This is a genomic window from Klebsiella pneumoniae (assembly GCF_000742135.1).
Classification (GTDB): Bacteria; Pseudomonadota; Gammaproteobacteria; order Enterobacterales; family Enterobacteriaceae; genus Klebsiella; species Klebsiella pneumoniae.
The window spans coordinates 1,593,834-1,620,218 of the sequence record NZ_KN046818.1 but is presented as its reverse complement, the minus strand read 5'-3'; the positions used below and the strand labels follow the sequence as shown (position 1 = coordinate 1,620,218).

23 protein-coding genes are annotated in these 26,385 nt (G+C 57.1%); 12 read left to right on the top strand and 11 right to left on the bottom strand.

Translation table 11 applies throughout. From position 1 onward, the window contains the following. Positions 1 to 9: 9 nt before the first annotated feature. The gene (gene helD, locus DR88_RS17550; protein ID WP_004147858.1) at positions 10 to 2,064 is read right to left on the bottom strand and encodes a DNA helicase IV; all 2,055 of its coding nucleotides are present in this window, start codon (positions 2,062 to 2,064) and stop codon (positions 10 to 12) included. 124 nt (positions 2,065 to 2,188) lie between these two features. On the opposite strand from helD, the gene DR88_RS17555 reads away from it, so the two are divergent. Together DR88_RS17555 and yccS are read left to right on the top strand one after the other, a co-directional pair. Continuing rightward, on the top strand, positions 2,189 to 2,635 hold the full coding sequence (locus DR88_RS17555) for a YccF domain-containing protein (protein WP_002898425.1): 447 nt from the start codon (positions 2,189 to 2,191) through the stop codon (positions 2,633 to 2,635). 17 nt (positions 2,636 to 2,652) lie between these two features. After that, positions 2,653 to 4,788, top strand: a complete 2,136-nt coding sequence (gene yccS / locus DR88_RS17560) for a YccS family putative transporter (RefSeq protein ID WP_004147856.1) — start codon at positions 2,653 to 2,655, stop codon at positions 4,786 to 4,788. A 13-nt stretch (positions 4,789 to 4,801) separates the two neighbouring features. On the opposite strand, the gene DR88_RS17565 is transcribed toward yccS, so the two are convergent. Next, positions 4,802 to 5,398, bottom strand: a complete 597-nt coding sequence (locus tag DR88_RS17565) for a TfoX/Sxy family DNA transformation protein (RefSeq protein WP_004179217.1) — start codon at positions 5,396 to 5,398, stop codon at positions 4,802 to 4,804. A 348-nt stretch (positions 5,399 to 5,746) separates the two neighbouring features. Here DR88_RS17565 and sulA point away from each other — a divergent pair, with 348 nt between their 5' ends. Both sulA and ompA read left to right on the top strand, forming a co-directional pair. Next, complete coding sequence (gene sulA, locus DR88_RS17570) at positions 5,747 to 6,256, top strand: SOS-induced cell division inhibitor SulA (protein ID WP_002898418.1); 510 nt, start codon at positions 5,747 to 5,749, stop codon at positions 6,254 to 6,256. 352 nt (positions 6,257 to 6,608) lie between these two features. After that, entirely contained in the window at positions 6,609 to 7,679 is a 1,071-nt protein-coding gene (ompA, locus tag DR88_RS17575) for a porin OmpA (protein WP_002898408.1), read from the top strand. 131 nt (positions 7,680 to 7,810) lie between these two features. On the opposite strand, the gene matP is transcribed toward ompA, so the two are convergent. After that, a complete protein-coding gene (gene matP, locus DR88_RS17580; RefSeq protein WP_002898404.1) occupies positions 7,811 to 8,263 on the bottom strand; it encodes a macrodomain Ter protein MatP in 453 nt (150 codons plus the stop codon). A 185-nt stretch (positions 8,264 to 8,448) separates the two neighbouring features. Between matP and DR88_RS17585 the strand changes: the two genes are divergently transcribed. Next, the gene (locus DR88_RS17585; RefSeq protein ID WP_004147851.1) at positions 8,449 to 10,206 is read left to right on the top strand and encodes an AAA family ATPase; all 1,758 of its coding nucleotides are present in this window, start codon (positions 8,449 to 8,451) and stop codon (positions 10,204 to 10,206) included. Positions 10,207 to 10,275: 69 nt separating this feature from the next. Then, positions 10,276 to 10,794 (top strand): bifunctional 3-hydroxydecanoyl-ACP dehydratase/trans-2-decenoyl-ACP isomerase, encoded by a 519-nt coding sequence (gene fabA, locus DR88_RS17590; RefSeq protein WP_002898398.1) that lies wholly within the window; start codon positions 10,276 to 10,278, stop codon positions 10,792 to 10,794. 68 nt (positions 10,795 to 10,862) lie between these two features. On the opposite strand, the gene rmf is transcribed toward fabA, so the two are convergent. The 6 genes from rmf to rlmKL form a co-directional block, all read right to left on the bottom strand. Next, on the bottom strand, positions 10,863 to 11,030 hold the full coding sequence (gene rmf, locus DR88_RS0125380) for a ribosome modulation factor (RefSeq protein WP_002898396.1): 168 nt from the start codon (positions 11,028 to 11,030) through the stop codon (positions 10,863 to 10,865). Positions 11,031 to 11,283: 253 nt separating this feature from the next. After that, on the bottom strand, positions 11,284 to 11,847 hold the full coding sequence (pqiC, locus tag DR88_RS17595; protein WP_002898392.1) for a membrane integrity-associated transporter subunit PqiC: 564 nt from the start codon (positions 11,845 to 11,847) through the stop codon (positions 11,284 to 11,286). After that, positions 11,847 to 13,484, bottom strand: a complete 1,638-nt coding sequence (gene pqiB / locus DR88_RS17600) for an intermembrane transport protein PqiB (RefSeq protein ID WP_002898390.1) — start codon at positions 13,482 to 13,484, stop codon at positions 11,847 to 11,849. Before pqiB ends, pqiC begins: the two co-directional genes overlap by 1 nt. Continuing rightward, positions 13,474 to 14,742, bottom strand: a complete 1,269-nt coding sequence (pqiA, locus tag DR88_RS17605) for a membrane integrity-associated transporter subunit PqiA (RefSeq protein ID WP_004147849.1) — start codon at positions 14,740 to 14,742, stop codon at positions 13,474 to 13,476. Before pqiA ends, pqiB begins: the two co-directional genes overlap by 11 nt. 14 nt (positions 14,743 to 14,756) lie before the next feature. Beyond that, positions 14,757 to 16,664 carry an ABC transporter ATP-binding protein gene (locus DR88_RS17610; RefSeq protein WP_004147848.1) on the bottom strand — a complete coding sequence of 636 codons (1,908 nt, stop codon included), beginning with the start codon at positions 16,662 to 16,664 and terminating at the stop codon, positions 14,757 to 14,759. 12 nt (positions 16,665 to 16,676) lie between these two features. Then, positions 16,677 to 18,782, bottom strand: a complete 2,106-nt coding sequence (gene rlmKL, locus DR88_RS17615; protein WP_004147847.1) for a bifunctional 23S rRNA (guanine(2069)-N(7))-methyltransferase RlmK/23S rRNA (guanine(2445)-N(2))-methyltransferase RlmL — start codon at positions 18,780 to 18,782, stop codon at positions 16,677 to 16,679. Positions 18,783 to 18,881: 99 nt separating this feature from the next. Between rlmKL and DR88_RS17620 the strand changes: the two genes are divergently transcribed. Continuing rightward, a complete protein-coding gene (locus DR88_RS17620) occupies positions 18,882 to 19,991 on the top strand; it encodes a YcbX family protein (RefSeq protein WP_004147846.1) in 1,110 nt (369 codons plus the stop codon). On the opposite strand, the gene zapC is transcribed toward DR88_RS17620, so the two are convergent. Both zapC and pyrD read right to left on the bottom strand, forming a co-directional pair. Continuing rightward, positions 19,988 to 20,530: a cell division protein ZapC gene (zapC, locus tag DR88_RS17625; RefSeq protein WP_025861643.1), complete on the bottom strand. Its 543-nt coding sequence runs from the start codon at positions 20,528 to 20,530 to the stop codon at positions 19,988 to 19,990. The genes DR88_RS17620 and zapC overlap by 4 nt on opposite strands. Before the next feature lie 169 nt (positions 20,531 to 20,699). Next, positions 20,700 to 21,710, bottom strand: coding sequence for a quinone-dependent dihydroorotate dehydrogenase (gene pyrD / locus DR88_RS17630; protein ID WP_004147844.1), 1,011 nt, complete (start codon positions 21,708 to 21,710; stop codon positions 20,700 to 20,702). A 249-nt stretch (positions 21,711 to 21,959) separates the two neighbouring features. Here pyrD and ssuE point away from each other — a divergent pair, with 249 nt between their 5' ends. From ssuE to ssuB, 5 genes are read left to right on the top strand one after another with little or no spacing between them, the layout of a single operon-like run. Then, positions 21,960 to 22,535, top strand: coding sequence for an NADPH-dependent FMN reductase (gene ssuE / locus DR88_RS17635; RefSeq protein WP_002898296.1), 576 nt, complete (start codon positions 21,960 to 21,962; stop codon positions 22,533 to 22,535). Then, positions 22,528 to 23,490: a sulfonate ABC transporter substrate-binding protein gene (locus tag DR88_RS17640; RefSeq protein ID WP_004141753.1), complete on the top strand. Its 963-nt coding sequence runs from the start codon at positions 22,528 to 22,530 to the stop codon at positions 23,488 to 23,490. The genes ssuE and DR88_RS17640 overlap by 8 nt, the downstream gene beginning before the upstream one ends. Continuing rightward, positions 23,487 to 24,632, top strand: a complete 1,146-nt coding sequence (gene ssuD / locus DR88_RS17645; protein WP_002898293.1) for an FMNH2-dependent alkanesulfonate monooxygenase — start codon at positions 23,487 to 23,489, stop codon at positions 24,630 to 24,632. Before DR88_RS17640 ends, ssuD begins: the two co-directional genes overlap by 4 nt. Before the next feature lie 10 nt (positions 24,633 to 24,642). Next, positions 24,643 to 25,434 carry an aliphatic sulfonate ABC transporter permease SsuC gene (gene ssuC / locus DR88_RS17650; RefSeq protein ID WP_025861640.1) on the top strand — a complete coding sequence of 264 codons (792 nt, stop codon included), beginning with the start codon at positions 24,643 to 24,645 and terminating at the stop codon, positions 25,432 to 25,434. Beyond that, a complete protein-coding gene (gene ssuB / locus DR88_RS17655) occupies positions 25,431 to 26,204 on the top strand; it encodes an aliphatic sulfonates ABC transporter ATP-binding protein (protein WP_004150838.1) in 774 nt (257 codons plus the stop codon). Before ssuC ends, ssuB begins: the two co-directional genes overlap by 4 nt. Positions 26,205 to 26,385: the final 181 nt, after the last annotated feature.

Genomic DNA, 26,385 nt, shown 5'->3' with positions numbered 1-26,385 from the left:
GAGCCGCGATTACGGCTTCCTGGCCACGGGCGCATCCAGCGCCTGCAGGATCTCGACAAACGGCGAAGGTTGCGCCTTGTTAAATAACAGCCATACCCGGTGACGAGCGCGGGTGAGCGCCACGTACAACAGTCTACGCTCCTCCGCATCAGGAAAATCTTCCGGCTGCGGCAGGAGCGCCTGCTCCATGATCGACTCGCGCGCCGGCGCCGGAAACGCATCCTCTCCCTCCTGCAGTCCCAGCACAATCACATAGTCCGCCTGCTGGCCCTTGCTGGCATGAATAGTCATAAAATCAAGCTGCAGATGCGGCCAGCGCGTCGCCGCTTTGTTGAGCGCCTCAGGCTTCAGATGGTGATAACGGGCAAGCAGCAGGATGCGCTGCTCGGGCTTAACGTAACCGCTCAGCTTATCCAGAAGATCGTCCAGCTTGTCGTCGGCTAACAGCGTGACGGCCTTTTTATCACCTGCCATAAGGCTGTTCAGCGGTTTGCTTAACTGATGCGGATTTTGCTGGATAAAGCCATTGGCTATTTCGCCGATACGCCCGTTAAAGCGATAGGTGGTATCCAGCGCACAGCAATCCCCTTCGCCAAAGTAGTGGTTGAATGCGGTGGTCAGAGAAAGCTGCGCCCCGCTGAACCGATAGATCGCCTGCCAGTCATCCCCGACGGCAAAGAGCGTGGTTTGGCTATTCTGCCGGCGTAACGCGGCCAACAGCGAGGCTCGCTGCGGCGAAATATCTTGAAATTCATCCACCAGAATGTGTTTCCATGGGCTGACGAAGCGGCCTTTATCGAGAATATTGACCGCCTGATGGATCAGGCCGGAAAAATCGACCGCATTCTCGGCCTTGAGCGCCGCTTTCCAGTCTTTCATCAGAGGCGACATCAGCTTCACCCGTTTACTGAACAGGTCGCGTACCGCTTCCGGCGCCCCGGCAATCATCTCCGCCTGGGAGCCGCCGTGCATGCGCATCAGGCTCACCCAGCGGTCAAGCCGGCTGGCCATCCGCCGCTGCACCTTTTTGTCCTGCCAGAAGTCCCCCTCCGGCAGTTGCCAGCCCATCTCTTCTTCCAGCCACAGGCGCCAACCTTTCGCCTGCGCTTTTTTCTCCTGGCACTGCTTTTGCCAGCTTTTCAGCAGCAATGCGCGGCGGGCCGCAGTATCGCTTTCCAGCTTACTGATAGTGGGCACTTTTTTGCTGCCCTGCTGAATAATATGCAACGCCAGCGAATGGAAAGTACGCGCGGTAATATCATCTGATGCCAGACGCTCGCGGATCCGCTCATCCATTTCCTGCGCCGCCTGGCGGCCGAATGCCAGCAGCAAAATTTGATCTGCCGCGGCTTCTCCCCGCGCCAGCAGCCAGCCCGCTCGCGCCACCAGTACCGAGGTTTTACCGCTGCCCGCTCCCGCCAGCACCAGCAGGGAGCGCTCGCCGTTCACTACCGCACGCGCTTGTGACGCATTGAGCGGGGACGACTCAACGCTATCAAAAAATTCGCGATATTGCTCCAGCATCGCCTCGGTAAAGGCCTGGTTATGGGCCAGACGCGTCGCTTCAATATCGCCTAACCAGCGCTGACACTCCCGCCACAGCTCCCGGCAGTTATCAAAGGCATCAAGCCGACTGGTGGGCATCGGCAAACCAGTCAACGCATGGCGTATATTATCCTGAACATCCGCCACCTGCTGACGGGTTAGCCACTTGCCTTCTGCGCGAGTGTGCTCGATCGTCGCCAGCTGCTGCTTCAGCACGCCGGCGGCGATATTGCTCATCTCCGTGCTCCACTGCTGCCAGAGTGTGTGTAAATGATGATAAAAGCGCTGCGTTTCACTCCACTCGGTACCGTGCAAACGCACGACTTTCCCGTCCGGTAGCACAAACTCCAGTTCGCCCCAGACCAGACCGCGCTTACAATGCACTGACAATAACTGATTGAAAGGGATAAGATACTCATGACGATCGCCGGAAACTTTTACCCCGGCGTTCAGTAGCTGCACCCGATCATAAGGGTGCTGAGCCATGCGTTTGCCCAATGTTGTCGCTTTAAGTTCCATATAATGTCGATTTTCAATCAGGGTGGATTGTTTTTCAGTTTAACCGCCCCGGACCAGGTGCTCCAGCGCAAAAAAACGTTACAATCATCAGGTCTTATTATCCACCGGGCAAAACCGAGGCTTTATGCGTACCATTCTGAATATTTTGAACTTTATCCTTGGCGGTTTCGCCACCACTCTAGGCTGGCTACTCGCCACCCTGGTCAGCATCATTCTGATTGTCACGCTGCCGCTGACTCGTTCCTGCTGGGAAATCACTCGCCTTTCGTTATTTCCCTACGGTAACGAGGCGATTCATGTTGACGAGCTCGAGCCGGGGCGCAAAAACGGTCTACTGAACGCCGGCGGTACCGTTCTGAACATTCTGTGGTTCATTTTTTTCGGCTGGTGGCTCTGCCTGATGCACATTTTCAGCGGTATAGCTCAGTGCCTGACTATCATAGGCATCCCGGTGGGGATCGCGAATTTCAAAATCGCCGCCATCGCCCTCTGGCCGGTGGGTCGCCGGGTCGTTTCTGTGGAAACCGCGCGTGCTGCGCGTGAAGCCAATGCGCGTCGTCGCTTTCAGTAACCGAACGGAACACGGACATGATTAGCCCCCTGCTACGCCGCTACACCTGGAACAGCGCCTGGCTTTATAACGTACGAATTTTTATCGCGCTCTGCGGCACAACGCTGTTTCCCTGGTGGATCGGCGAAGTCAAACTGACCATCCCCCTCACCCTCGGCGTCGTGGCTGCGGCTCTGACCGACCTTGACGACCGTCTGGCCGGCCGTCTGCGTAATCTTGCCATTACTCTGGTTTGCTTTTTTATCGCCTCCGCCTCCGTGGAGCTGCTGTTTCCGTGGCCGCCGCTGTTTGCCCTTGGTTTGACCGTGTCTACCATCGGCTTTATTTTGCTTGGCGGCCTCGGTCAGCGCTATGCGACCATTGCCTTCGGCGCCCTGCTTATCGCCATCTACACCATGCTCGGCGTCACGCTGTACGATCATTGGTATCTGCAGCCGTTGTTCCTGCTGGCGGGGGCCGTGTGGTACAACCTGCTGACGCTGTCCGGGCACCTGATCTTTCCGATTCGTCCATTGCAGGACAACCTGGCGCGTAGCTATGAGCAGCTGGCCCGCTATCTTGAGCTCAAATCCCGGCTGTTTGATCCTGACCTTGAGGATGAGAGCCAGGCGCCGCTGTACGATCTGGCGCTCGCTAATGGCCAGCTGGTAGCTACGCTTAACCAAACCAAGGTCTCGCTGCTAACCCGACTGCGAGGCGATCGGGGCCAGCGCGGAACCCGCCGCACCCTGCAGTACTACTTTGTGGCCCAGGATATTCATGAACGCGCCAGCTCATCGCATATTCAGTATCAAACCCTACGCGATCAATTTCGCTATAGCGATGTGATGTTCCGTTTCCAGCGAATGCTTTCGATGCAGGCGCAGGCCTGCCAGAAACTGTCGCGGGCGATTCTGTTACGCGAACCCTATCAGCATGATGCCCATTTTGAACGGGCGTTCATGCATCTCGATGCGGCACTTGAGCGCGTGCGCGCCGGCGGCGCATCCGACGAGCAGCTCAACGCCCTCGGGTATTTACTGAATAACCTGCGCGCTATCGATGCTCAGCTGGCCACCATTGAATCAGTGCAAACCACCGCGCCTGCCGGGAGTAATACCGAGACGCTGCTGGCCGACGACAGACTTGGCGGTCTGAGCGATATCTGGCTGCGCCTGCAGCGCAATATGTCGCCAGAGTCGGCCCTTTTCCGCCACGCAGTACGTATGTCGTTGGTGCTCTGCGCCGGCTATGCCTTTATCCAGTTTACCGGGCTCCAGCATGGCTACTGGATCCTGCTAACCAGCCTGTTCGTCTGTCAGCCGAACTATAGCGCCACCCGCCATCGCCTGGCGCTAAGGATTATCGGCACGCTGGTTGGGGTGGCGATCGGCCTGCCGGTCCTGCTGCTGGTTCCCTCTGTTGAAGGGCAACTGCTGTTGATCGTCCTGACCGGCGTGCTGTTTTTTGCCTTCCGTAACGTGCAGTACGCCCATGCCACGATGTTTATTACGCTGCTGGTGCTGCTGTGCTTTAACCTGCTGGGCGAGGGCTTTGAAGTCGCGCTGCCGCGTATCATTGATACGCTGATCGGCTGCGCCATCGCCTGGGCAGCGGTCAGCTTCATCTGGCCGGACTGGAAATTCCGCAACCTGCCGCGGGTGCTGGACCGGGCAATGAACGCGAACTGCCGCTATCTGGACGCGATTCTGGAGCAGTATCATCAGGGCCGCGACAACCGGCTGGCCTACCGTGTCGCGCGTCGTGACGCCTACAACCGTGATGCTGAGCTGGCCTCCGTCGTCTCTAACTTATCGACTGAACCACGCGCGGATGCCACCCAGCGAGAAACTGCCTTTCGTCTGCTATGCCTCAACCACACGTTCACCAGCTACATCTCCGCTCTTGGCGCGCATCGGGAAAAACTGTCCACGCCGGAAATCCTCGCCCTGCTGGATGATGCAGTCTGTTATGTGGATGACGCCTTGCACCATACCCCCGCGGATGAACAGCGGGTGCAACAGGCTTTGAACAGCCTGCAAAGCCGGATCCATCATCTGGAACCGCGCGCGGACAGTAAGGAACCCTTGGTCTTACAGCAGATTGGCCTGCTGCTGGCGCTGCTGCCTGAAATCTGCCGCCTGCAGCAACGGGTCCACGCCCAAACCGAATAACAAGGCTTTTCCGCTACCGGGTAGCCGCCCATTCGAGAAGCTCCTGACGCCGTGGCGTCGGGAGCGCGGCGGCATGTACCCCGGCAATCGCCCCCTCCAGCGCCAGCAATACGCTCAGCGATAAAGAAGCATTATTTACGCGTAGCCTCAGCCATGCCTCCTGCGCACCAACTTCCCGCAACGTCCTAACGTCCGGTATGCCCGCGTGAATCAGCTGCAATTCCATATGAAAGCTGATATTGGGTAAATCCTTCAGGCGGCCCGACGCCCGTCGGCAGTTCTTTTCGCGCTGCGCACTCTGCCACGACAGTAGCGATAGCCGAAAAAGCTGCTGCTCATCGCGCCATAAAGTGTCGTCAATTTGATAATACTTCAGCGGCACTATGCGGCCGTGTCGGCGCAGCGTTAACAGAGGATTACGATGTTCCACCCGATAAGCAGCGCTCTGCTCGCAGGCCTTCAGATAAATGTTTCCCTCGGCCACCATCGCAAACACCGTATCATCAATAGCCAGGCTGTAGCCGCCAAAGAGCGGACGAGTATGCAGTTGACCCAGCGGTGAGACGCAGGCCTGAAATTGCGGGAGCCGCGGACAAACTAGTTTTCTCATGATCATTCCTTTGTTAATCATGTAATTAAACTTAAGTTGTTAACGGATCCGCTAAGAGAAAACATAAGGGACTTCCCGGGCAGCAGCAAGATGATTTTCGCCGACTTTTTCACCAGAATGCGGTTTTGCGAGACGCTTTCAGAAAATCGCAAGCGTTGCAGCAATCGACAGGGAGAAATGAAACCATTAGCGCGCGTTAAGGATTGGATAATGCAGGGGCTTCTTTTGACAGATAAGGAACCACGAGAAGCGATTAAATTCCCGGCAGCAAAATGGCAAATTGCGGTTGATCTTTTCCCCTGGCGAAGATACTGTATATGCATACAGTAACTAAAGGCGGGATAGACTATGTTTACTTCAGCTCACGCAAACCGTTCAGCACAGGCTTCTGCTCCGGCAGGCCACTACGCTCATCGTTCTGGCGAACAGAACACCAATGGGCTGATCAGTGAAATTGTCTATCGTGAAGATCAACCCATGATGACGCAGTTATTGCTGCTACCTTTATTACAGCAGCTGGGTCAACAGTCGCGCTGGCAGCTGTGGCTCACGCCGCAACAAAAGCTCAGCCGCGAATGGGTTCAGTCCGCCGGTCTGCCGCTGTCCAAGGTCATGCAAATTAGCCAGCTCTCTCCCAGCCATACCATAGACTCAATGATCCGTGCCCTGCGCACGGGTAATTATAGTGTGGTTATCTGCTGGCTGGCGGAGGAGTTAACCGCTGACGAACACGAACGTCTCGTTAACGCTGCCCAGGTAGGGTCCGCGATGGGATTCATCATGCGCCCGGTGCGAAATCAGGGCACGCTCGGCAGACAACTCAGCGGGCTAAAAATTCACTCAAATTTGTATCATTGAGTGAAATTAGGATTATTCCTGGAATTTTTTTTACCGCTGGGAAAGGTACAGCGTTTTTTATGGTCTTTTTCGCGGAATGCCTGCCACACGGGGATTTCTGTCTTTTTTTCGTGTACGAAAATCAACCATATTTGTTAAATATTGTGTACACAACCCTTTTTTTTCATATGCCTGACAGAGTTCACACTTGTAAGTTTCGAACTAAGTTGTAGACTTTACATCGCCAGGGGTGATCGGCTTACGCTGCATGTATCAGCATAGTTAACAACAAGTCACGCCCCCGGTGAAGGATTTAACCGTGAGGTCTTTTGTAACTTCATGGCGAATTTTGGATGATAATGAGGCGCAAAAAATGAAAAAGACAGCTATCGCGATTGCAGTGGCACTGGCTGGCTTCGCTACCGTAGCGCAGGCCGCTCCGAAAGATAACACCTGGTATGCAGGTGGTAAACTGGGTTGGTCCCAGTATCACGACACCGGTTTCTACGGTAACGGTTTCCAGAACAACAACGGTCCGACCCGTAACGATCAGCTTGGTGCTGGTGCGTTCGGTGGTTACCAGGTTAACCCGTACCTCGGTTTCGAAATGGGTTATGACTGGCTGGGCCGTATGGCATATAAAGGCAGCGTTGACAACGGTGCTTTCAAAGCTCAGGGCGTTCAGCTGACCGCTAAACTGGGTTACCCGATCACTGACGATCTGGACATCTACACCCGTCTGGGCGGCATGGTTTGGCGCGCTGACTCCAAAGGCAACTACGCTTCTACCGGCGTTTCCCGTAGCGAACACGACACTGGCGTTTCCCCAGTATTTGCTGGCGGCGTAGAGTGGGCTGTTACTCGTGACATCGCTACCCGTCTGGAATACCAGTGGGTTAACAACATCGGCGACGCGGGCACTGTGGGTACCCGTCCTGATAACGGCATGCTGAGCCTGGGCGTTTCCTACCGCTTCGGTCAGGAAGATGCTGCACCGGTTGTTGCTCCGGCTCCGGCTCCGGCTCCGGAAGTGGCTACCAAGCACTTCACCCTGAAGTCTGACGTTCTGTTCAACTTCAACAAAGCTACCCTGAAACCGGAAGGTCAGCAGGCTCTGGATCAGCTGTACACTCAGCTGAGCAACATGGATCCGAAAGACGGTTCCGCTGTTGTTCTGGGCTACACCGACCGCATCGGTTCCGAAGCTTACAACCAGCAGCTGTCTGAGAAACGTGCTCAGTCCGTTGTTGACTACCTGGTTGCTAAAGGCATCCCGGCTGGCAAAATCTCCGCTCGCGGCATGGGTGAATCCAACCCGGTTACTGGCAACACCTGTGACAACGTGAAAGCTCGCGCTGCCCTGATCGATTGCCTGGCTCCGGATCGTCGTGTAGAGATCGAAGTTAAAGGCTACAAAGAAGTTGTAACTCAGCCGGCGGCTTAAGTTATAACCGATAAAAAAACCCGCTTCGGCGGGTTTTTTTTATGCCCTCTCGCCCACTTTAGCGGCTGAGAGCTGTGAAGCAGCCCCCGGCCAGGGCAACCACCGGCAGGCGGGTCGACGATCCTACCTGGCTATTCTTTCCCTAACAGTACCTGCAGATCGTGCTTCAGGCTCGACATTTTGCTGGCATATTTCTCTTTGTGCTCGGCATCTTCAATCAGCTGGACGATGGTTTCAGACAAGGTTTTGCCCCGCCGCTGCGCCAGGCCAGCAAGACGCTGCCAAACGACAAACTCAAGGTCGATAGACTTCTTACGCGTATGCTGATGCTCAGCGTTAAAATGGCGTTTCCGTCGCGCGCGGATAGTCTGCTTCATGCGGTTCATCAGCGCCGGATTCATATGCTGCTCAATCCAGGCATGCACCAGCACAGGTTCATTCTCGAGCGTCAGCAAGTCATCTACCGCAGCTTGCGCAGCGCTGGCCTCAATGTAGCGGGTAATCAGCTCACCTTCCCGGTGCTTCTTTACCAGATATTTCCATTTCCAGCCGCTTTCAAGATTTTCCAGTTGTTGATATTTCATTGCGATCTCAATGTGACCGTGTAACTCATTTCAGGATATCAGTTTTTTTCTGATGTGCTGAATATAAATCATTATTCGTGAAGTCTGCGACCGGGTAATCATCAGGGTAACCATAATCCTCCGTGTGCTCGGTCGCGGCATCAGGTATAATTGCGCGCTTTACATCTAACTAAAAAACAGCGACTTTGACCATTACGAAACTGACCCGAACCGACCTTGCGCCTGATCTGGAAGCTTACCAGGCGCTGTTTGCTCAAGCTGAACTTTCCCATCCGGCCCCCTCCCTCTCGGGCGATCTGCAGCCGCGTTTGTTCTATGGGCTTGAGCAGCTGCTGTACACGCCGGCAGTCTCCTCCTTCATGCTGGTGAAAGCCCCTGAAGAGCCGGAATATCTGCAATGGCTGGCGGCTGAAACCCGGACTCTGCACGAGCCTGCCGCACCGCTTTACGGCGTCCGCTATGAGGTAACCGACGCTCAGGTGACGCTCGCACCGGCGCAGGGCGCTGAGGATAATTTCGCCAGCACTGCCCCGGTCGTGATGGCCGATTGGGTAGAAGCGGAACAGCTGTTTGGCTGCGTACGCCAGTTTAACGGTGCAATCACCCTCCAGCCTGGGCTGGTCCATCAGGCCAACGGCGGCGTGCTTGTGCTTTCGCTACGTACACTGCTGGCGCAACCGCTGCTGTGGGTGCGTCTGAAAAATATGGTGACTCGTCAGCGCTTTGACTGGCTTTCTATGGATGAATCGCGTCCGCTGCCGGTCAGCATTCCCTCCATGCCGCTGAGTCTGAAAATCATCCTCGTGGGCGAACGCGAATCGCTGGCCGATTTCCAGGAAATGGAGCCGGAGCTGGCTGCGCAGGCGATCTATAGCGAGTATGAAGACACTCTGCAGTTTGCGGACGCCGACACGCTAAAGGCCTGGTGCCAGTGGGTATGGCAGAATGCGCAGCAGCTGGAGCTGCCGGGCCCGGCAGCCGATGCCTGGCCTCTGCTGATCGATGAGGGAACGCGCTATACCGGCGACCAGGAGACCCTGCCGCTCAGTCCGCTATGGATAACCCGCCAGCTGCGGGAGGCTGCCGCCTTCTGCGAAGGAGAGGAGATTACCGGCGAAGCGATGCAGACCATGCTGGCGCGCCGGGTATGGCGTGAAGGCTACCTGGCGGAGCGTATGCAGGATGAAATCCTGCAGGAACAGATCCTGATTGAAACCGAAGGCGAATGCGTCGGGCAGATCAACGCCCTCTCGGTGATCGAATTCCCCGGTCATCCACGCGCGTTCGGTGAACCTTCGCGCATCAGCTGCGTCGTGCACATTGGCGATGGCGAATTTATCGACGTCGAACGTAAAGCCGAGCTGGGCGGTAACATTCATGCGAAAGGCATGATGATCATGCAGGCTTTTCTGATGTCCGAGCTGGAGCTGGAGCAGCAGCTTCCCTTCACTGCTTCGCTGACCTTTGAGCAGTCCTACAGTGAAGTGGATGGCGACAGCGCCTCCATGGCGGAACTCTGCGCCTTAATCAGCGCCCTGGCCAACGTACCGATAAATCAGAGCATCGCGATCACCGGCTCCGTCGACCAGTTTGGTCGCGTGCAGCCGGTCGGCGGCCTGAACGAGAAAATTGAAGGCTTCTTCACTATCTGTCAGCAGCGCGGTTTAACCGGCAAACAGGGAGTGATTATCCCTGCCGCCAACGTTCGTCATCTCAGCCTGAGCCACGAGCTACGTCAGGCCGTTGCCGACAACCAGTTTGCTATCTGGGCCATTGACGATATTACCGAAGCGCTGCCGATGTTGACCCAGCTGATGTGGGACGGTGAAGGACAGACGCTGCGACAAACCATTCAGGAGCGGATAGCGCAGGCGACCCAGCAAGAGACTCGCCATCGTTTTCCGTGGCCGCTACGCTGGTTAGGTGGGACAAGTTCTAACTGATCGGACTTGTTCAGCTTACACGTGTTAGCTATCCTGCGTCCCGAACTTAAAATAAGGCTTACTGAAAACATGGTAGATAAACGCGAATCCTATACAAAAGAAGATCTTCTTGCCTCTGGTCGTGGTGAACTGTTCGGCGCGAAAGGCCCGCAGTTACCGGCACCAAACATGCTGATGATGGACCGCGTCATCAAAATGACCGAAACCGGTGGTAACTACGATAAAGGTTATGTTGAGGCAGAACTCGACATCAATCCTGACCTGTGGTTCTTCGGTTGCCACTTTATCGGCGATCCGGTGATGCCGGGCTGCCTGGGCCTGGATGCTATGTGGCAGCTGGTCGGGTTCTATCTTGGCTGGCTGGGCGGCGAAGGCAAAGGCCGCGCGCTGGGCGTTGGCGAAGTGAAATTCACCGGTCAGGTTCTGCCGACCGCGAAAAAAGTCACCTACCGCATCCACTTCAAGCGCATTGTTAACCGTCGTCTGATTATGGGACTTGCAGATGGTGAAGTGCTGGTTGACGATCGTCTGATCTACACCGCGAACGATCTGAAAGTGGGTCTGTTCCAGGATACTTCCGCTTTCTGATAACATTCAGCAGCGATTAAAAGGCGAAGCCCCCGCTATGCGGAGGCTTCTTTTTTAAAGAGACAGTGTCAGGCCGTTAGTACCCTGTCCTCCATGGCTTCTCGCCAGCCTCCCAGCCACCATGAGCGTTGATTCAGGCTCTGGTATGGACACATTTCTTTCGATCTTCCCGCGATACCCGCCTGATATCCGCGTTGGTGTGCCCGTTCCAGGCGATCTCGTTTTTGTCTCTTCATGCCTCGTTTCCCTCATTCTTTGATCTGGTGGAAAAGAAAACAGTGGTCGCAAATTGTGCAGCCACGGGTTACGAATACCGCGAAAAGAAGGCAACGTCAATGCGCAAAATTCACGCCAGTGTCATATTTGTGACCTATATAAGAGTTCATTTTTTGTTCGCTCGGCGCAGCCGCCGGTAACAAACTGACCTGGCAAAAAAAATGCCGCGCGGCCCAGGTGAACCGCGCGGCAGATCATTATGATGAATTTTACTTATGGCAGACGATTAAGCTCGCTGGCAATAGCAGCCGCCTCTTGGCTCCACGCCTGCGCCAGGGTCTTGACCATCGCGTCATAACCATCCTGTTCCTGCCTGAGGACGATGTTAAACGGGCGCTTAATCAGCTGTCCCTGATGCTTCAGCAGCCACTCACCGCTAACGATAACCCGCCCGTCATAGCGACCATGAAAGCCATTGACCGCAACGTTGAGGGTATCCTGCTCGCTCCCCAGCGGCTGGGACGACACTACCCAGCCGGGCAACTGCTGGCTGAGATTTGCCACCAGCGTAGTGCGCAGCTGCTGATCCAGCGGACTGGCCCACAGATTATTATTGGCGATCACATACTGCACGTCGGTGGTCTGATAGACCACCCCGTTACCCGCCAGATAATCCGGGATGCTGACCTGCTCTACCCACAGCAGACGTGCCCCCTGACTGGCGGCGCTCTGCGCGCCGCCCTGCACAACCGGTAGCTGATAGTATGTCTTGCTTTCCCCGCCGCTACTGCACGCCGTCAGTACGCATACGGCTGCCGCCAGTAACCATTTTTTCATTATTTCGCTCCCTTCGGCTGTGGATCTTTTTTATCCTTCGCCTCAAATACCAGCGCATTGCTCTTATCATTTAGCGTTTTCAGAACCGGCTGCAGCTCACGCAGCACCTGATCCAGACGCTGCATATCGGCCACCATCTTATTGTAGGCCGCAGAGCCCGGCTGGAAGCCCTGCATGCTACGGTTCAGTTCACGCAGCGTCGTCTGCATATCGGCGGGCAGCTGCTGCATTGACTGGCTGGAGGTGATCTTATTCAGATTATCCAGCGTGGTCTGCACGTGCTGCATCGTCTTCTCGCTCTGCGCCAGGGTGCTGGTCGCCTGCTCCAGCAGCGGATTAATCGGCAGGTTATTAATCTTATCCAGCGCATCCATCAGACGCTGCTGGATCTGTGCCAGTCCACCGCTGATGGTCGGGATAATCGGATAGCCGTTAAACTCCTGTATTTTCCCGCGCGGGGGCGCCTTCGGATAGAAGTCGAGATCGATATACAGCGCGCCGGTCACAAGGTTACCGGTTTTCAGCGAGCCGCGCAGTCCGCGGTTGATCAGATCGTCAATGTGGGCGCGAATATTCGGATCGCCGCCAAGCTGATTAATCAGCCGTTGCGGTTCAACCCGCACTTCCACTGGAATACGATAGTCATCGTTCAAACGCTGCTTCAGCCCCGGAATAAAGAACGGCACTTTGCCGACGGTGCCCAGACGGATACCGCGGAACTCCACCGGCGCGCCCGGCTGCAGGCCGCGAACCGAGTCTTTGAAGAACATGACGTAATCGATATGCTCGGTAAAGACTGAATCCTGGATGCTCTTCTGATCGTCAAACAGATGGTATTCCGTTTTATTCGCCACCGGCTCGCCGAGGTCCAGTCCTTCAGGAATATCGAAGCTCACCCCGCCGCCAAACAGCGTCGACAGCGAGCCCATCTCGACGCGCATCCCCGCCGAGGTCAAATCTACAGCGATCCCGCTGTCCTTCCAGAAACGAACGTTGGTGGTCACCAGGCGATCGTTCGGCGCATTGATGAACAGCTGGTAAGTTATACGACGTTTCTGCGTGTCGAAGGTGCTGGTTTCCACTGACCCCACGCGATAGCCGCGGAACAACACCGGATCGCCCGGCGACAGCTGGCCCGCCTTGCTGCTTTCCAGCAGAATACGGATCCCCTTGGCATCCGGCGAGGCCAGCGGCGGAGAATCCAGTAGCGGATACTGCGCTGGCACCGAACCTTTCGTTCCCGGCTGCAGTTCAATATAGGCCCCGGACAACAATGTCCCAAGACCGCTGATCCCCTCGCGCCCAACCTGCGGCTTTACCACCCAGAAGACGGAATCGTTGTGCAGCAGCTTCTGCATCCCGGAATTGAGGCGGGCTTTGATTTCCACGTGGGTGAGATCGTCGGTCAGCGTCGCGCTCTCCACCACCCCAACGTCTACGCTGCGGCTCTTGATCCGGGTTTTTCCCCCTTCAATCCCTTCCGCATTGGTGGTGATCAGCGTGACCTCAGGCCCCTGATGGCTGTAATGATAAAACAGGATCCATGCCCCGATCAGCGCAGTGACGATAGGGAAGATCCACACCGGTGACCAGTTCTTCACCTTCTGCACTTTCGCTTCTCCGCTCTTATTTTCCATGTTGTTGTATTTCCTCATGGCTTGAATCTGGCTCACGATCCCACAGTAAACGGGGATCAAACGTCATGGCTGAAAACATGGTCATCACCACCACCAGCGCAAACATGACCGCGCCGATGGCTGGATAGATATTCATTAACCCTCCCATGCGGACCAGCGCAGAGAGCACGGCGATGACAAAAACGTCAATCATTGACCAGCGGCCAACAAATTCCACCACCTCATAGATCAGATGCATGCGCTCCGAATCTCGCGCGCCGTTGCCGTTGGCGTTCCAGCACAACCAGGCGATAGCGATCATCTTCAGCGTCGGCACCATAATACTGGCGATAAAGATCACCAGCGCCACCGGATAAGAACCTTCGCTCCACAGTAAAATCACCCCGGCCATAATGGTCGATGGCATTTTATCGCCCAGCAGATCGGTGATCATGATCGGCATAATGTTGGCAGGGAGATAAAGGATAAATGACGTCACCAGCAGCGCCAGCGTCCACTGCAGGCTATTTTTGCGCCGCGCCGTTCCTTTACTGTTACAGCGCGGGCAGACGGTCTGATCGACCGGCAACACCGCCGTACAGCAGGCACAGGAGCGCAGCCCCTGACGGATACCGGTCACCCCGACCTTCAGCGGCTGGGTAATGGCCGGCATGGGGGCAATATCATCCCATAGCCAGCGGCGGTCGACGCACTGAAAAGTACGTAACTGCAGCAGGCAAAACATACACCAGGGAACAAAGCTCAGACCGATGCCGATATCACCGTAGGCCATCAGCTTGACGAAGCTCACCAGTACGCCGGCAAGAAAGATCTCCGCCATGCCCCAGGTTTTCAGTTGAAAGAGAATTCGCGCAAGGAACGTCTTCAGGCCGGCAGGCATTCTGACCCGATTAACCAGCAGCAAAATGGTGACCAGGCAAAACGCCGGCACTAATTGAACAAAGAGTAAAAAGAAAGTCCCGAGACTGGCGTAATCCTCGGTAAACAGTACGTTGGGAATTTCCAGCAGCTCTATTTCGCTACTGATGCCGCCCACTTTCATATAGATAAAAGGGAACAGGTTGGCCAGCAGCAGCATAAACAGCGCGACCAGCGCATACGCCGTGGGACGCTGGCGAGGCGCGTCCCACGTGGTGGTTAACGTTGTACCGCAGCGCGGGCAGGCGGCTTTCTGGCGATGCTCAAGCTGCGGCAAAGCCACCAGCAAATCACATTGGGGACATAGAATATGTCGCGCAGCATGATGATGATCGCACATGACAACTCCTCGGCTCAGGCGCCGTTCTTTAATCCTTCGAGATATTCCCAGCGTTCAAAGGCCGCTTCCAGCGCCTGCTCCGCTTCGGCCAGCTGCGCCAGCACCTGCTGCGTGCGATCGTGCGGTTGCCCGAAGAAATCGGGATCGGCAACCTGATCCTGCAGCGTCTGCAGTTCGGCCTCGAGAGCCTCCAGCTTCTGCGGTAGTTGTTCCAGCTCGCGCTGCAGGTTATAGCTTAGTTTGTTCCCGCCGCGTTTGACAGTTTCTGCTTTTGGCTGAGCGACTTCCGTCGTTTTTTTAACGACCGTCTGCTTTTGCGCCAAAGACTGGGCCTGCTGACCGCGGGCGTCGTGATAGCCGCCGACGTACTGGCCAATACGACCGCCGCCTTCGAAGATCCAGCACTCGGTCACGGTATTGTCGACAAACTGACGATCGTGGCTCACCAGCATCACGGTCCCCTGATAGCCATCGATCAGCTCTTCCAGCAGCTCCAGCGTTTCAACATCGAGGTCGTTAGTCGGTTCATCAAGGATCAGCAGATTGCTGGGTTTCAGGAACAGCCGGGCCAGCAGCAGGCGGTTACGTTCCCCTCCGGAAAGCGCACGTACCGGGGTCATCGCTCGTTTTGGATGGAACAGGAAGTCCTGTAGATAACCCAGCACATGGCGTGGTTTACCGTTAACCATTACCTCCTGTTTGCCTTCCGCCAGGTTGTCCATCACCGTTTTATCCGGATCCAACTCCGCGCGGTGCTGGTCGAAGTAGGCGACCTCCAGCTTGGTGCCAACATGGATCCGCCCGCTGTCGGCCTGCAGCTGGCCGAGCATCAGCTTCAGCAACGTGGTTTTCCCGCAGCCGTTGGGGCCGATCAGGGCGATCTTGTCGCCGCGCTGGATCTGTGCGGAGAAATCCTTCACCAGCACTTTGCCGTCAACCTGATAGTTGACGTTTTCCATCTCAAAGACGATTTTGCCGGAACGGGAAGCCTCCTCAACCTGCATCTTCGCGCTGCCCATCACTTCCCGACGCTCACCGCGCTCGCGGCGCATCGCCTTCAGCGCGCGGACTCGGCCTTCGTTACGGGTCCGGCGCGCTTTGATACCCTGACGGATCCACACCTCTTCCTGGGCCAGCTTGCGGTCAAATTCCGCATTCTGCAGTTCTTCGACCCGCAGGGCTTCTTCTTTATCGAGGAGATACTGATCGTAATTTCCCGGATAGGTCACCAGCTTGCCACGATCGAGGTCGACAATGCGCGTCGCCATATTGCGGATAAAGGAACGGTCATGCGAAATAAAGATAATCGTGCCTTTAAAGGTTTTCAGGAACCCTTCCAGCCAGTCGATGGTTTCGATATCGAGGTGGTTAGTGGGCTCATCCAGCAGCAGCACGCGCGGCCCACTGACCAGGGCGCGGCCCAGCGCCGCTTTACGTAGCCAGCCGCCGGACAGCGACGCCAGCTGCGCATTGGCGTCAAGGCCCAGCTGCTCAATCACTTCGTTAATGCGGCTGTCCAGCTGCCATAGTCCCAGGTTATCGAGCTGCTCCTGCAGGCGCGCCAGTTCATTTAAATTTTTGTCGCTCGGATCGGTCATCACCTGATGCGACACGTCATGGTAGGCTTTCAGATAAGCCGCCTGCTCGGCGATCCCTTCGGCGACAAAATCGTATACCGTACCAGCAACGTTCCGCGGCGGATCCTGCTGCAGACGCGCCACGATCAGGTCCTGTTCATAAATGATGCGTCCGTCATCCAGCCCCTGTTCGCGGTTGAGGATCTTCATCAGGGTAGATTTACCGGCGCCGTTGCGTCCGACGAGGCAGACGCGTTCGTTATCTTCAATATGCAGCTCGGCATTATCCAGCAGCGGCGCATCGCTGAAGGAAAGCCAGGCGCCGTGCATACTAATCAGTGACATTATTTATTCCTTTCAGGCTGCGGTAATCAGCCAGCAGTTGTGGATCTGACGGTTGCGGGCAAAATCCTGCGACAGCGTTTTTTGCGAAATCTCTTGCGCCTTCAGGCCAAGCGCCGCCAGCCCGTCATGATCCATACGGAAACCGCGTTTGTTATTCGAGAACATAATGGTGCCGCCTTTACGCAGCAGACGTTTTAGATCGGTCATCAGGCGAATGTGATCGCGCTGGACGTCAAACGCATCTTCCATTCGTTTGGAGTTGGAAAAGGTCGGTGGATCGATAAAGATCAGATCGAACTGTTCGGTGCTCTCCCGCAGCCAACCCAGCACGTCCGCTTGCATCAGGCGATGCGCGCGGCCGGTCAGGCCATTGAGACGCAGGTTGCGTTCCGCCCACTCCAGGTAGGTGCGTGACATATCCACCGTGGTGGTGGATCGCGCACCGCCGAGGCCTGCGTGGACGCTGGCGCTGCCGGTATAGGAGAACAGGTTCAGGAAGTCCTTACCTTTACTCATCTGGCCAAGCATGCGACGGGCGATACGGTGGTCGAGGAACAGACCGGTATCCAGGTAGTCGGTGAGGTTGACCCACAGGCGCGCGTTATACTCCTGTACCTCAATAAAGTCGCCCTTCTCCGCCATCTTCTGATACTGGTTTTTCCCCTTCTGCCGTTCACGGGTTTTCAGCACCAGCTTGTTAGGCGCCATGTCCAGTACGGCGATAGTCGCAGCGATGATGTCGAACAGACGCTGGCGCGCCTTATGCGCGTCGACGGTTTTCGGCGGGGCATACTCCTGGACCACCACCCAGTCGGCATAGCGGTCAATGGCCACGTTGTATTCCGGTAGATCAGCATCGTACAGGCGATAGCATTCGATTCCTTCCTGGCGGGCCCATTTTTCAAACTTCTTCAGGTTTTTACGCAGACGGTTAGCAAAATCCTCCGCCAGCATCGCCGGCTTGCCGCCTTCGCTCTCCGCCAGGTGATAATTCTTCTGCACGCAGTCCAGCGGGCCGTTCTTGGCTTTAAACTGCTTGTCGGCACGCAGCTGCAGGCAACTCAGCAGCTCCGGCGAAGCGCTGAATACCGACAGGTTCCAGCCGCCGAACTGACTTTTCATTATCCGGCCAAGCAGGCTGTGCAGAGCGATCAGCGCTGGCTCGCTTTCCAGACGTTCGCCGTACGGCGGGTTACTGATCACCGTCCCGTACGGGCCTTTCGGCAGCGGGTTGTTCAGTTGGGCGACGTCTTTCACGTCAAAATCGATCAGCTCGCCAATGCCGGCGCGGCGGGCGTTGCGGCGCGCGCGCTCGATTACGCGCGCGTCGACGTCTGAGCCGTAGAAGCGTGACTCATACGCTGCCAATCCCTGACGAGCGCGGGTTTGCGCTTCCGCCTTCACCTCTTTCCAGATGGCGTCATCGTGCTGCGCCCAGCCGCCAAAGCCCCAGTGGCCGCGGTGCAGGCCCGGCGCGCGGTCGGTCGCCAGCATCGCCGCTTCAATCAGCAGGGTACCGGAGCCGCACATCGGATCGAGCAGCGGCGTACCTGGTACCCAGCCAGAGCGCATGACGATCGCCGCCGCGAGGTTTTCTTTGATCGGCGCCATTCCGGTACCATCGCGATAGCCGCGCAGGTGCAGGCCTTCGCCGCTCAGATCCAGCGAGATGTGCGCCGTCTCTTTGTTCAGCCAGACGTTGATCCGCAGATCGGGCGACTCACGATCGACGTTCGGGCGCGGTAGATTCTTACGGGTGAAGCTGTCGACAATGGCGTCTTTAACCTTCAGCGCGCCGTACTGGCTGTTACGGATCTCGTCATTGAGGCCGCTAAAATGCACCGCGAAGGTGGCGCCAGGGTTGAACATCTCCGTCCACGGAATGGCCTGTACGCCGAGGTACAGATCCAGATCGCTGTATACGCGACATTCGCCCAGCGGCAGCATGATGCGCGAAGCCAGCCGGCTCCACATCAGGCTTTGATACAGCAGGCGCGTATCCCCCTGAAAATGGACCCCGCCCTGGACTACCTGGCAGTCCGTCGCGCCAAGCCCTTCCAGTTCAGTTTTTAACAGCTCTTCCAGCCCACGAGCCGTACTGGCAAACAGAGAATTCATATCGTCACTTTTACTTAAAGAAAATTGGTGCGCATTATAGCCAATATGTGCCCTATGTCATAAAGTTATAGGCTTATTTTTGGAACCCGGAGGCAGCGTATGGTAACGCTATCGCGACTTTTTATTCATCCTGTTAAATCCATGCGCGGCATAGGCCTGACCCACGCCTTTGCTGATATCAGCGGCCTGGCCTTCGATCGTCTGTTTATGGTCACCGAAACCGACGGGACCTTTATTACCGCTCGCCAGTTTCCGCAAATGGTGAAATTTATTCCGGCGCCGCTGCATGATGGCCTTCACCTGACCGCACCGGACGGCAGCAGCGCCGTGGTGCGTTTTAGCGATTTCGCCACGCAGGCCGAGCCGACCGAAGTCTGGGGCAACCATTTTACCGCCCTCATCGCGCCCGCCGCCGTTAACCAGTGGCTCAGCGGCTTTTTCAAGCGCGATGTCCAGCTGCGCTGGCTGGGGCCGCAGCTAACCCGCCGGGTAAAGCGCCATGATGCGGTGCCGCTCTCCTTCGCCGACGGCTACCCTTACCTGCTGGCTAACGAGGCCTCCCTGCGCGATCTGCAACAGCGCTGCCCGGCCAGCGTAAGCATAGAACAGTTTCGCCCTAACCTTGTGGTCACCGGCGCGGCGGCCTGGGATGAAGATAGCTGGAAAGTGATCCGCATCGGCGAGGTGGTGTTTGATGTCGCTAAGCCGTGCAGCCGCTGCATTTTTACCACCGTCAGCCCGGAGCGCGGTCAGAAGCATCCCGCCGGGGAGCCGCTGGAAACCTTAAAGCGTTTTCGTACCGCGCTGGACAATGGCGATGTCGATTTTGGCCAGAACCTGATTGCCCGCAACAGCGGGGTGATCCGGGTGGGTGATGAAGTGGAAATCCTTACCCGCGGCCCGGCGAAAGCCTACGGGGCAGGTGAAAGCGACGATACCCCGGCTCCCGAGGCGCAGCTGCAGGCTACGGTTGCCATCGAATGGCAGGGTCAACAGTTTACCGGCAATAACCAGCAGGTGCTGCTGGAGCAACTGGAACAACAGGGCATTCGCGTACCCTATTCGTGTCGGGCGGGGATCTGCGGCAGCTGCCGCATCCGGCTGGAAGAGGGAGAAGTGAGTCCGTTAAAGAAAAACGCGGTTGCCGGGGATGGCACTATTCTCGCCTGCAGCTGTGTACCGAAAACAGCGCTACGCCTGGCGCCTTAAACCGCCTGCCCCAGACTGTAGCTGACCGCGCTCTGCGCCGGCTGCAGTCTGTCATTCATGATTTTAATGACATCGCCCAGCTGCATGACGCGGCCGGCAAGGGTGAGACCCGGCTGAGCCAACAGACAGAGTGCGGCGTTATCGCCCGGCTCCACCACCAGTAAATTCACCTGCTCGCCGGTATCGCTCAGCCAAACGCAGGCGGCGTCGCCGCCGCTCGGCTGCCAGTGATGGGTATGGGCGATAAAGTGCCAGCTTTTCGGCATCTGCGGTTTGAGAAAACGGATGGCGGTGAGCGCGTTAAGGACTAATTCCGCCCGCTGCTCTTTCGATAGCTCGAGATCGCGACATTTTTCTTCAAAAGAGAAATAGAGCGCGGCGTCATCAACGCAAAATCCCGAAGGGGCAAAGGCATCCGGAGTCAGCATGCGCCGGGCGAAGCACGAGCGAAATAACATGCCATTGGCCAGATCGAGCATCATGCGGTCGTGCTCTTCATCGTAATACCAACGCCAGTTATCGTCAGGTTTAATCCGCATTTTTCCCCCTGTCCCCTTTCATACGCCTCTGCAAAGTTGTTGCGACTTACCGCAGAATATTTTCTAAAATTAAGAAAAGTCTAAAATGTTTAAATAAGCAACAGTGAGGGAATATAAAACAACCAGGGCCGGAAATAAAGCCCTGGGTGGGATTCAGAGGAGGAAAAGATTAGATGTGGGTAACAATTTCTTTAATCAGCGGCGGACCTTTAAAAATAAATCCAGAATAGATCTGCACCAGCGATGCCCCGGCGGCAATCTTTTCCCGCGCGGCAATCACCGAATCAATGCCGCCCACGCCGATGATAGGCAAACGGCCATTCAGCTCAGCGGAGAGCATACGGATAATTTCAGTGCTTTTTAATTGTAATGGACGACCGCTAAGCCCGCCGGTCTCATCGCAATGTTTCATTCCCTGAACCAGGGAACGATCGAGGGTGGTATTGGTTGCAATCACGCCATCAATATTATGACGCACGAGGCTATCGGCAACCTGGATCAATTCCTCAGGCAAATGATCCGGCGCGATCTTTACGGCGACCGGGACATATTTTTGATGCTTCTGCTGCAGCTCGAGCTGCTTATTTTTAATACCGGAGAGTAAATCATCCAGCGCTTCGCCGTATTGCAGCGTGCGCAGCCCTGGGGTATTCGGCGAGGAGATATTAATGGCGATATACCCGGCGTACGGATAGACTTTTTCCATACAAATCAGGTAATCATCTTTCCCGTGCTCAACCGGCGTATCTTTATTTTTGCCGATATTGATACCCAGCACGCCGTCAAAATGCGCCTTTTTCACGTTCTCAACCAGGTTATCGACGCCATGGTTATTAAAGCCCATGCGGTTGATCAATCCCTCGGCATCAACCAGACGGAAGATCCTTGGCTTATCGTTGCCCGGCTGCGGACGCGGCGTCACGGTGCCGATCTCAATCGAACCAAACCCCATCGCGCCCAGCGCGTCAATGCATTCCCCATTTTTATCCAGCCCGGCCGCCAGACCCAGCGGGTTTTTAAAGGTTAGCCCCATGCAGGTGACAGGCCTGGCCGGTACCTTCTGGCGAACCAGCATTTCCAGCGGCGTCCCGGTGACACGGCGTAATTGTTGAAAGGTAACTTCATGAGCGCGCTCAGGATCGAGCTGAAAAAGGGCTTTACGAACGAAGGGGTAGTACATGAACTCTCCTGGATTCCCGGTGTGCAAACCGGGGGCGTATTATGTGCGATCTGTTGCGGAAAGGGAATTGACCTGCGACAAAAAATCCCCCATCAGCGCAAACGATTACCTACCCCGCGCGCCATTATGCGCTTTTCGGCTATCTAACCGCGGATAAATCATTTAGGGAAATAATGGCCCTCTGTCACACTCACTATAAATGTTATCAATTATAGATAAATGCAAACATTTAGTTATAAGGAGAGAGAGATGCGCGTCATTACCCTTGCGGGCAGCCCGCGTTACCCTTCCCGTTCCAGCGCCTTGCTGGAATACGCCAGAGAGACGCTCACCGCCGCCGATATCGAAGTCTGTCACTGGCATCTGCAGAACTTTGCCCCGGAAGACCTCCTGTACGCTCGTTTTGACAACCCGGCGCTGCAGACGCTCAACGAACAGCTGGCCGGGGCTGATGGCCTGATCATCGCCACGCCGGTGTATAAAGCCTCGTTCTCCGGCGCGCTGAAAACACTGCTCGACCTGCTGCCTGAGCGAGCGCTGGAGGGCAAAATTGTGCTGCCGCTGGCCACCGGCGGGACCATCGCTCACATGCTGGCGGTGGACTACGCGCTGAAGCCAGTGCTGAATGCCCTCAAGGCCCAGGAGATCCTCCATGGCGTCTTCGCTGATGACAGCCAGGTGACCGATTACCAGCATAAGCCGCAGTTTACCGCGAATCTGCAGCGGCGCCTTGATGACGCCCTGGAGACCTTCTGGCAGGCGCTGCATCGCCCCAGCAGCCGTGCGCCGTCGTTAACATCTCTGCGTGGGGTGGAGCATGCTTAATCCTCTCCGCGCCCTGACTCTGGGCGGACTGCTGCTATTCTCTACGCTGGGTCACGCCGCCCCGGCGGCGCCTGACGCTCTGCGCATCGGCTACCAGAAAGGCAGCGTCAGCATGGTGCTGGCGAAGAGCCATCAGCTGCTGGAGCAGCGCTATCCGCAAACCCATATCTCGTGGATTGAGTTCCCGGCCGGTCCGCAGATGCTGGAGGCGCTGAACGTCGGCAGCATTGATATCGGCAGTACCGGCGATATTCCGCCTATCTTTGCCCAGGCGGCAGGCGCCGATTTGGTCTATATCGGCGCGGAGCCGCCCAAGCCCAAGGCAGAGGTGATCCTGGTGGCGCAGGGCAGCCCGATTCATAACGTTGCTGAGTTAAAAGGGAAAAAGGTCGCTTTCCAGAAAGGCTCCAGCTCCCACAATCTGCTGCTGCGCGCCCTACAGCTCGCAGGTCTGAAATTTAGCGATATTCAGCCGGTTTACCTTGCCCCCGCCGATGCGCGCGCCGCCTTTCAGCAGGGCAATGTCGACGCATGGGCCATCTGGGATCCGTACTACTCCGCCGCGCTGCTGCAGGGCGGCGCCCGGGTACTCACTGACGGAACCGATCTGAAACAGACGGGATCCTTCTATCTTGCTTCCCGGCCCTACGCTGAACGCAATGGCGCTTTCATTGAAGGCGTACTCGACACCTTTACTCAGGCCGATGCCCTGACCCACAGCCAACGCGCGCAAAGCATTACGCTGCTGGCGAAAACGATGGGCTTACCGGAGGCGGTGATCGCCAGCTATCTGGACCATCGTCCCCCCACCGCGGTTACCCCGGTGAGCGCCGAAACCGCCGCTCGCCAGCAGCAGACGGCAGACCTGTTCTACGAGAACAAGCTGGTGCCAAAAAAAGTTGATATCCGGGCCCGCATCTGGCAGCCCACCGCCACACAAGGAGCGAAATCATGAGTCTGAATATGTTCTGGTTTTTACCGACCCATGGTGATGGTCGTTATCTGGGTACCGAAGAGGGTGCCCGTCCGGTCGATTATGGCTATCTGCAGCAAATCGCGCAGACGGCGGATCGGCTGGGCTTCACCGGCGTGCTGATCCCGACCGGACGCTCTTGTGAGGATGCGTGGCTGGTCGCGGCCTCAATGATCCCGGTGACGCAGCGGCTGAAATTCCTTGTCGCCCTCAGGCCAAGCGTGGTATCGCCGACGGTGGCCGCGCGTCAGGCGGCGACCCTGGACCGGCTGTCAAACGGCCGGGCGCTGTTCAATCTGGTCACCGGCAGCGATCCTGCCGAACTGGCAGGCGACGGCGTCTTCCTCGACCACACCGAGCGCTACGAGGCCTCGGCTGAATTTACCCACATCTGGCGCAAGCTGATGGAGGGAGAAACCGTCACCTTTAACGGCAAGCATCAGCGCGTTCGCGACGCCAAACTGCTGTTTCCGCCACTGCAGCAGCCGCGTCCACCGCTCTATTTCGGCGGCTCGTCTGAGGTGGCGCAGGAGCTGGCCGCTGAGCAGGTCGATCTTTATCTTACCTGGGGAGAACCGCCGGCCCAGGTGGCAGAGAAAATAGCTCAGGTGCGAGAGAAAGCCGCCCGGCATGGTCGACAGGTGCGTTTTGGCATCCGTCTGCACGTGATCGTCAGGGAAACCAACGAGGAAGCGTGGCAGGCGGCGGACAGCCTTATCTCCCATCTTGACGACGAGACGATCGCCCGCGCCCAGGCGGCTTTCGCCAGAACCGACTCCGTTGGCCAGCAAAGGATGGCGGCCCTGCACAACGGGCGACGCGATAAGCTGGAAATCAGCCCCAACCTGTGGGCTGGCGTGGGTTTAGCGCGCGGCGGCGCCGGGACCGCGCTGGTGGGCGATGCCGCCACCGTTGCCGAAAGGATCAATGAATACGCCGCGCTGGGTATCGATAGCTTTATCTTTTCCGGCTATCCGCATCTGGAAGAGGCGTACCGGGTCGGAGAGCTGCTGTTCCCCCTGCTTGACGTCGCGGTGCCGTCCATCCCGCAGCCGCAAAACCTGCGTCTGCAGGGGGAAGCGGTCGCCAACGAGTTTATTCCGCGTAAAGTAGCGCAAAGCTGAGGAGACCGTGATGGCAAAATCAACCCATCCCCTGTTGTTACGCCTCGCCCCCTGGCTGCTGCCGGTAGGGACGGTCATTGTCTGGCAGCTGGCCTCGTCCGTCGGCTGGCTGTCGACGCGGGTGCTGCCCTCGCCGGAGGGGGTATTGAAAGCGTTCTGGACCCTCTCGGCCAGCGGTGAGCTGTGGCAGCATCTGGCCATCAGCTCATGGCGGGCGCTGGTCGGCTTCGCCATCGGCGGCTCGATCGGGCTAATACTCGGCCTGATCAGCGGCCTGTCTCGCTGGGGCGAGCGTCTGCTGGATACCTCGATCCAGATGCTGCGCAATGTCCCGCATCTGGCGCTGATCCCGCTGGTGATCTTGTGGTTCGGCATCGATGAGACCGCCAAGATCTTCCTTGTCTCGCTGGGCACCCTGTTCCCGATCTATATCAACACCTGGCACGGGATCCGCAATATTGACCGTGGGCTGGTTGAGATGGCGCGCAGCTATGGCTTATCCGGCTTCGCCCTGTTCCGTCACGTGATATTACCCGGCGCCCTGCCCTCAGTTATGGTCGGCGTGCGTTTTGCCCTTGGTCTGATGTGGCTGACGCTTATTGTCGCCGAAACTATCTCGGCGAATGCCGGCATCGGTTATCTGGCGATGAACGCGCGTGAATTTCTGCAAACCGACGTGGTGGTAGTGGCGATCATTCTTTACGCCATCCTTGGCAAACTGGCCGACGTCTGCGCCCTGCTGCTGGAACGGCTCTGGCTGCGCTGGAATCCGGCGTATCATCTTCAGGAGGCTAACGCATGAACACTGCCCGTCTCAACCCAGGTATCCCGCTGCTGCTGAACGGGGTGACGAAACGCTATGGCGACAACACCATTCTTAACGAGCTGGATCTGCATATTCCCAGCGGCCAGTTTGTGGCGGTGGTAGGCCGCAGCGGCGGCGGCAAAAGTACCCTGCTGCGCCTGCTGGCAGGTCTGGAAAAACCAAACGCCGGCGAACTGCTGGCTGGCGCGACGCCCCTGGCGGCGATCCAGGACGACACCCGGATGATGTTTCAGGATGCGCGCCTGCTGCCGTGGAAAACAGTGATTGATAACGTGGGGCTGGGGTTAAAAGGCGCCTGGCGCGACGCCGCCCTGCAGGCGTTGGCCAGCGTCGGACTTGAAAGCCGCGCACAGGAGTGGCCGGCCGCGCTGTCGGGTGGGCAGAAGCAGCGCGTTGCGCTGGCCCGCGCGCTGATCCATCGCCCGCGCCTGCTGCTGCTGGACGAACCGCTGGGGGCGCTGGATGCCCTCACCCGTCTGGAGATGCAGGAGCTGATCGTCTCCCTGTGGCAGGAGCATGGCTTTACGGTCCTGCTGGTCACGCACGACGTCAGTGAAGCGGTGGCCATGGCCGATCGGGTGCTGTTAATTGAAGAGAAGAAGATTGGCCTCGATTTAAGCGTGGATATCCCGCGACCGCGGCGCACCGGTTCGGCGAAGCTGGCCGAGCTGGAGGCTGAAGTACTGGATCGGGTGATGAAACGCGGCGACAGCGAGCGTGCGCCGCGTTTGTTTAGTCATGGCTGACCGGAGTAACTGTCCGCTATCTGAACGGGGGCATATCGTCATCCGACATGTCCCCGGCTCGCGCGTTGCACAGCCGGGCTACCAACGCCAAATCAGCCGTGTATTCCAGGTCGGGTAAGCATCGCGCCGCCCGACAACATCACCACGATAACGGGTAACCCGGACAGGGCGCAAGGCGCGC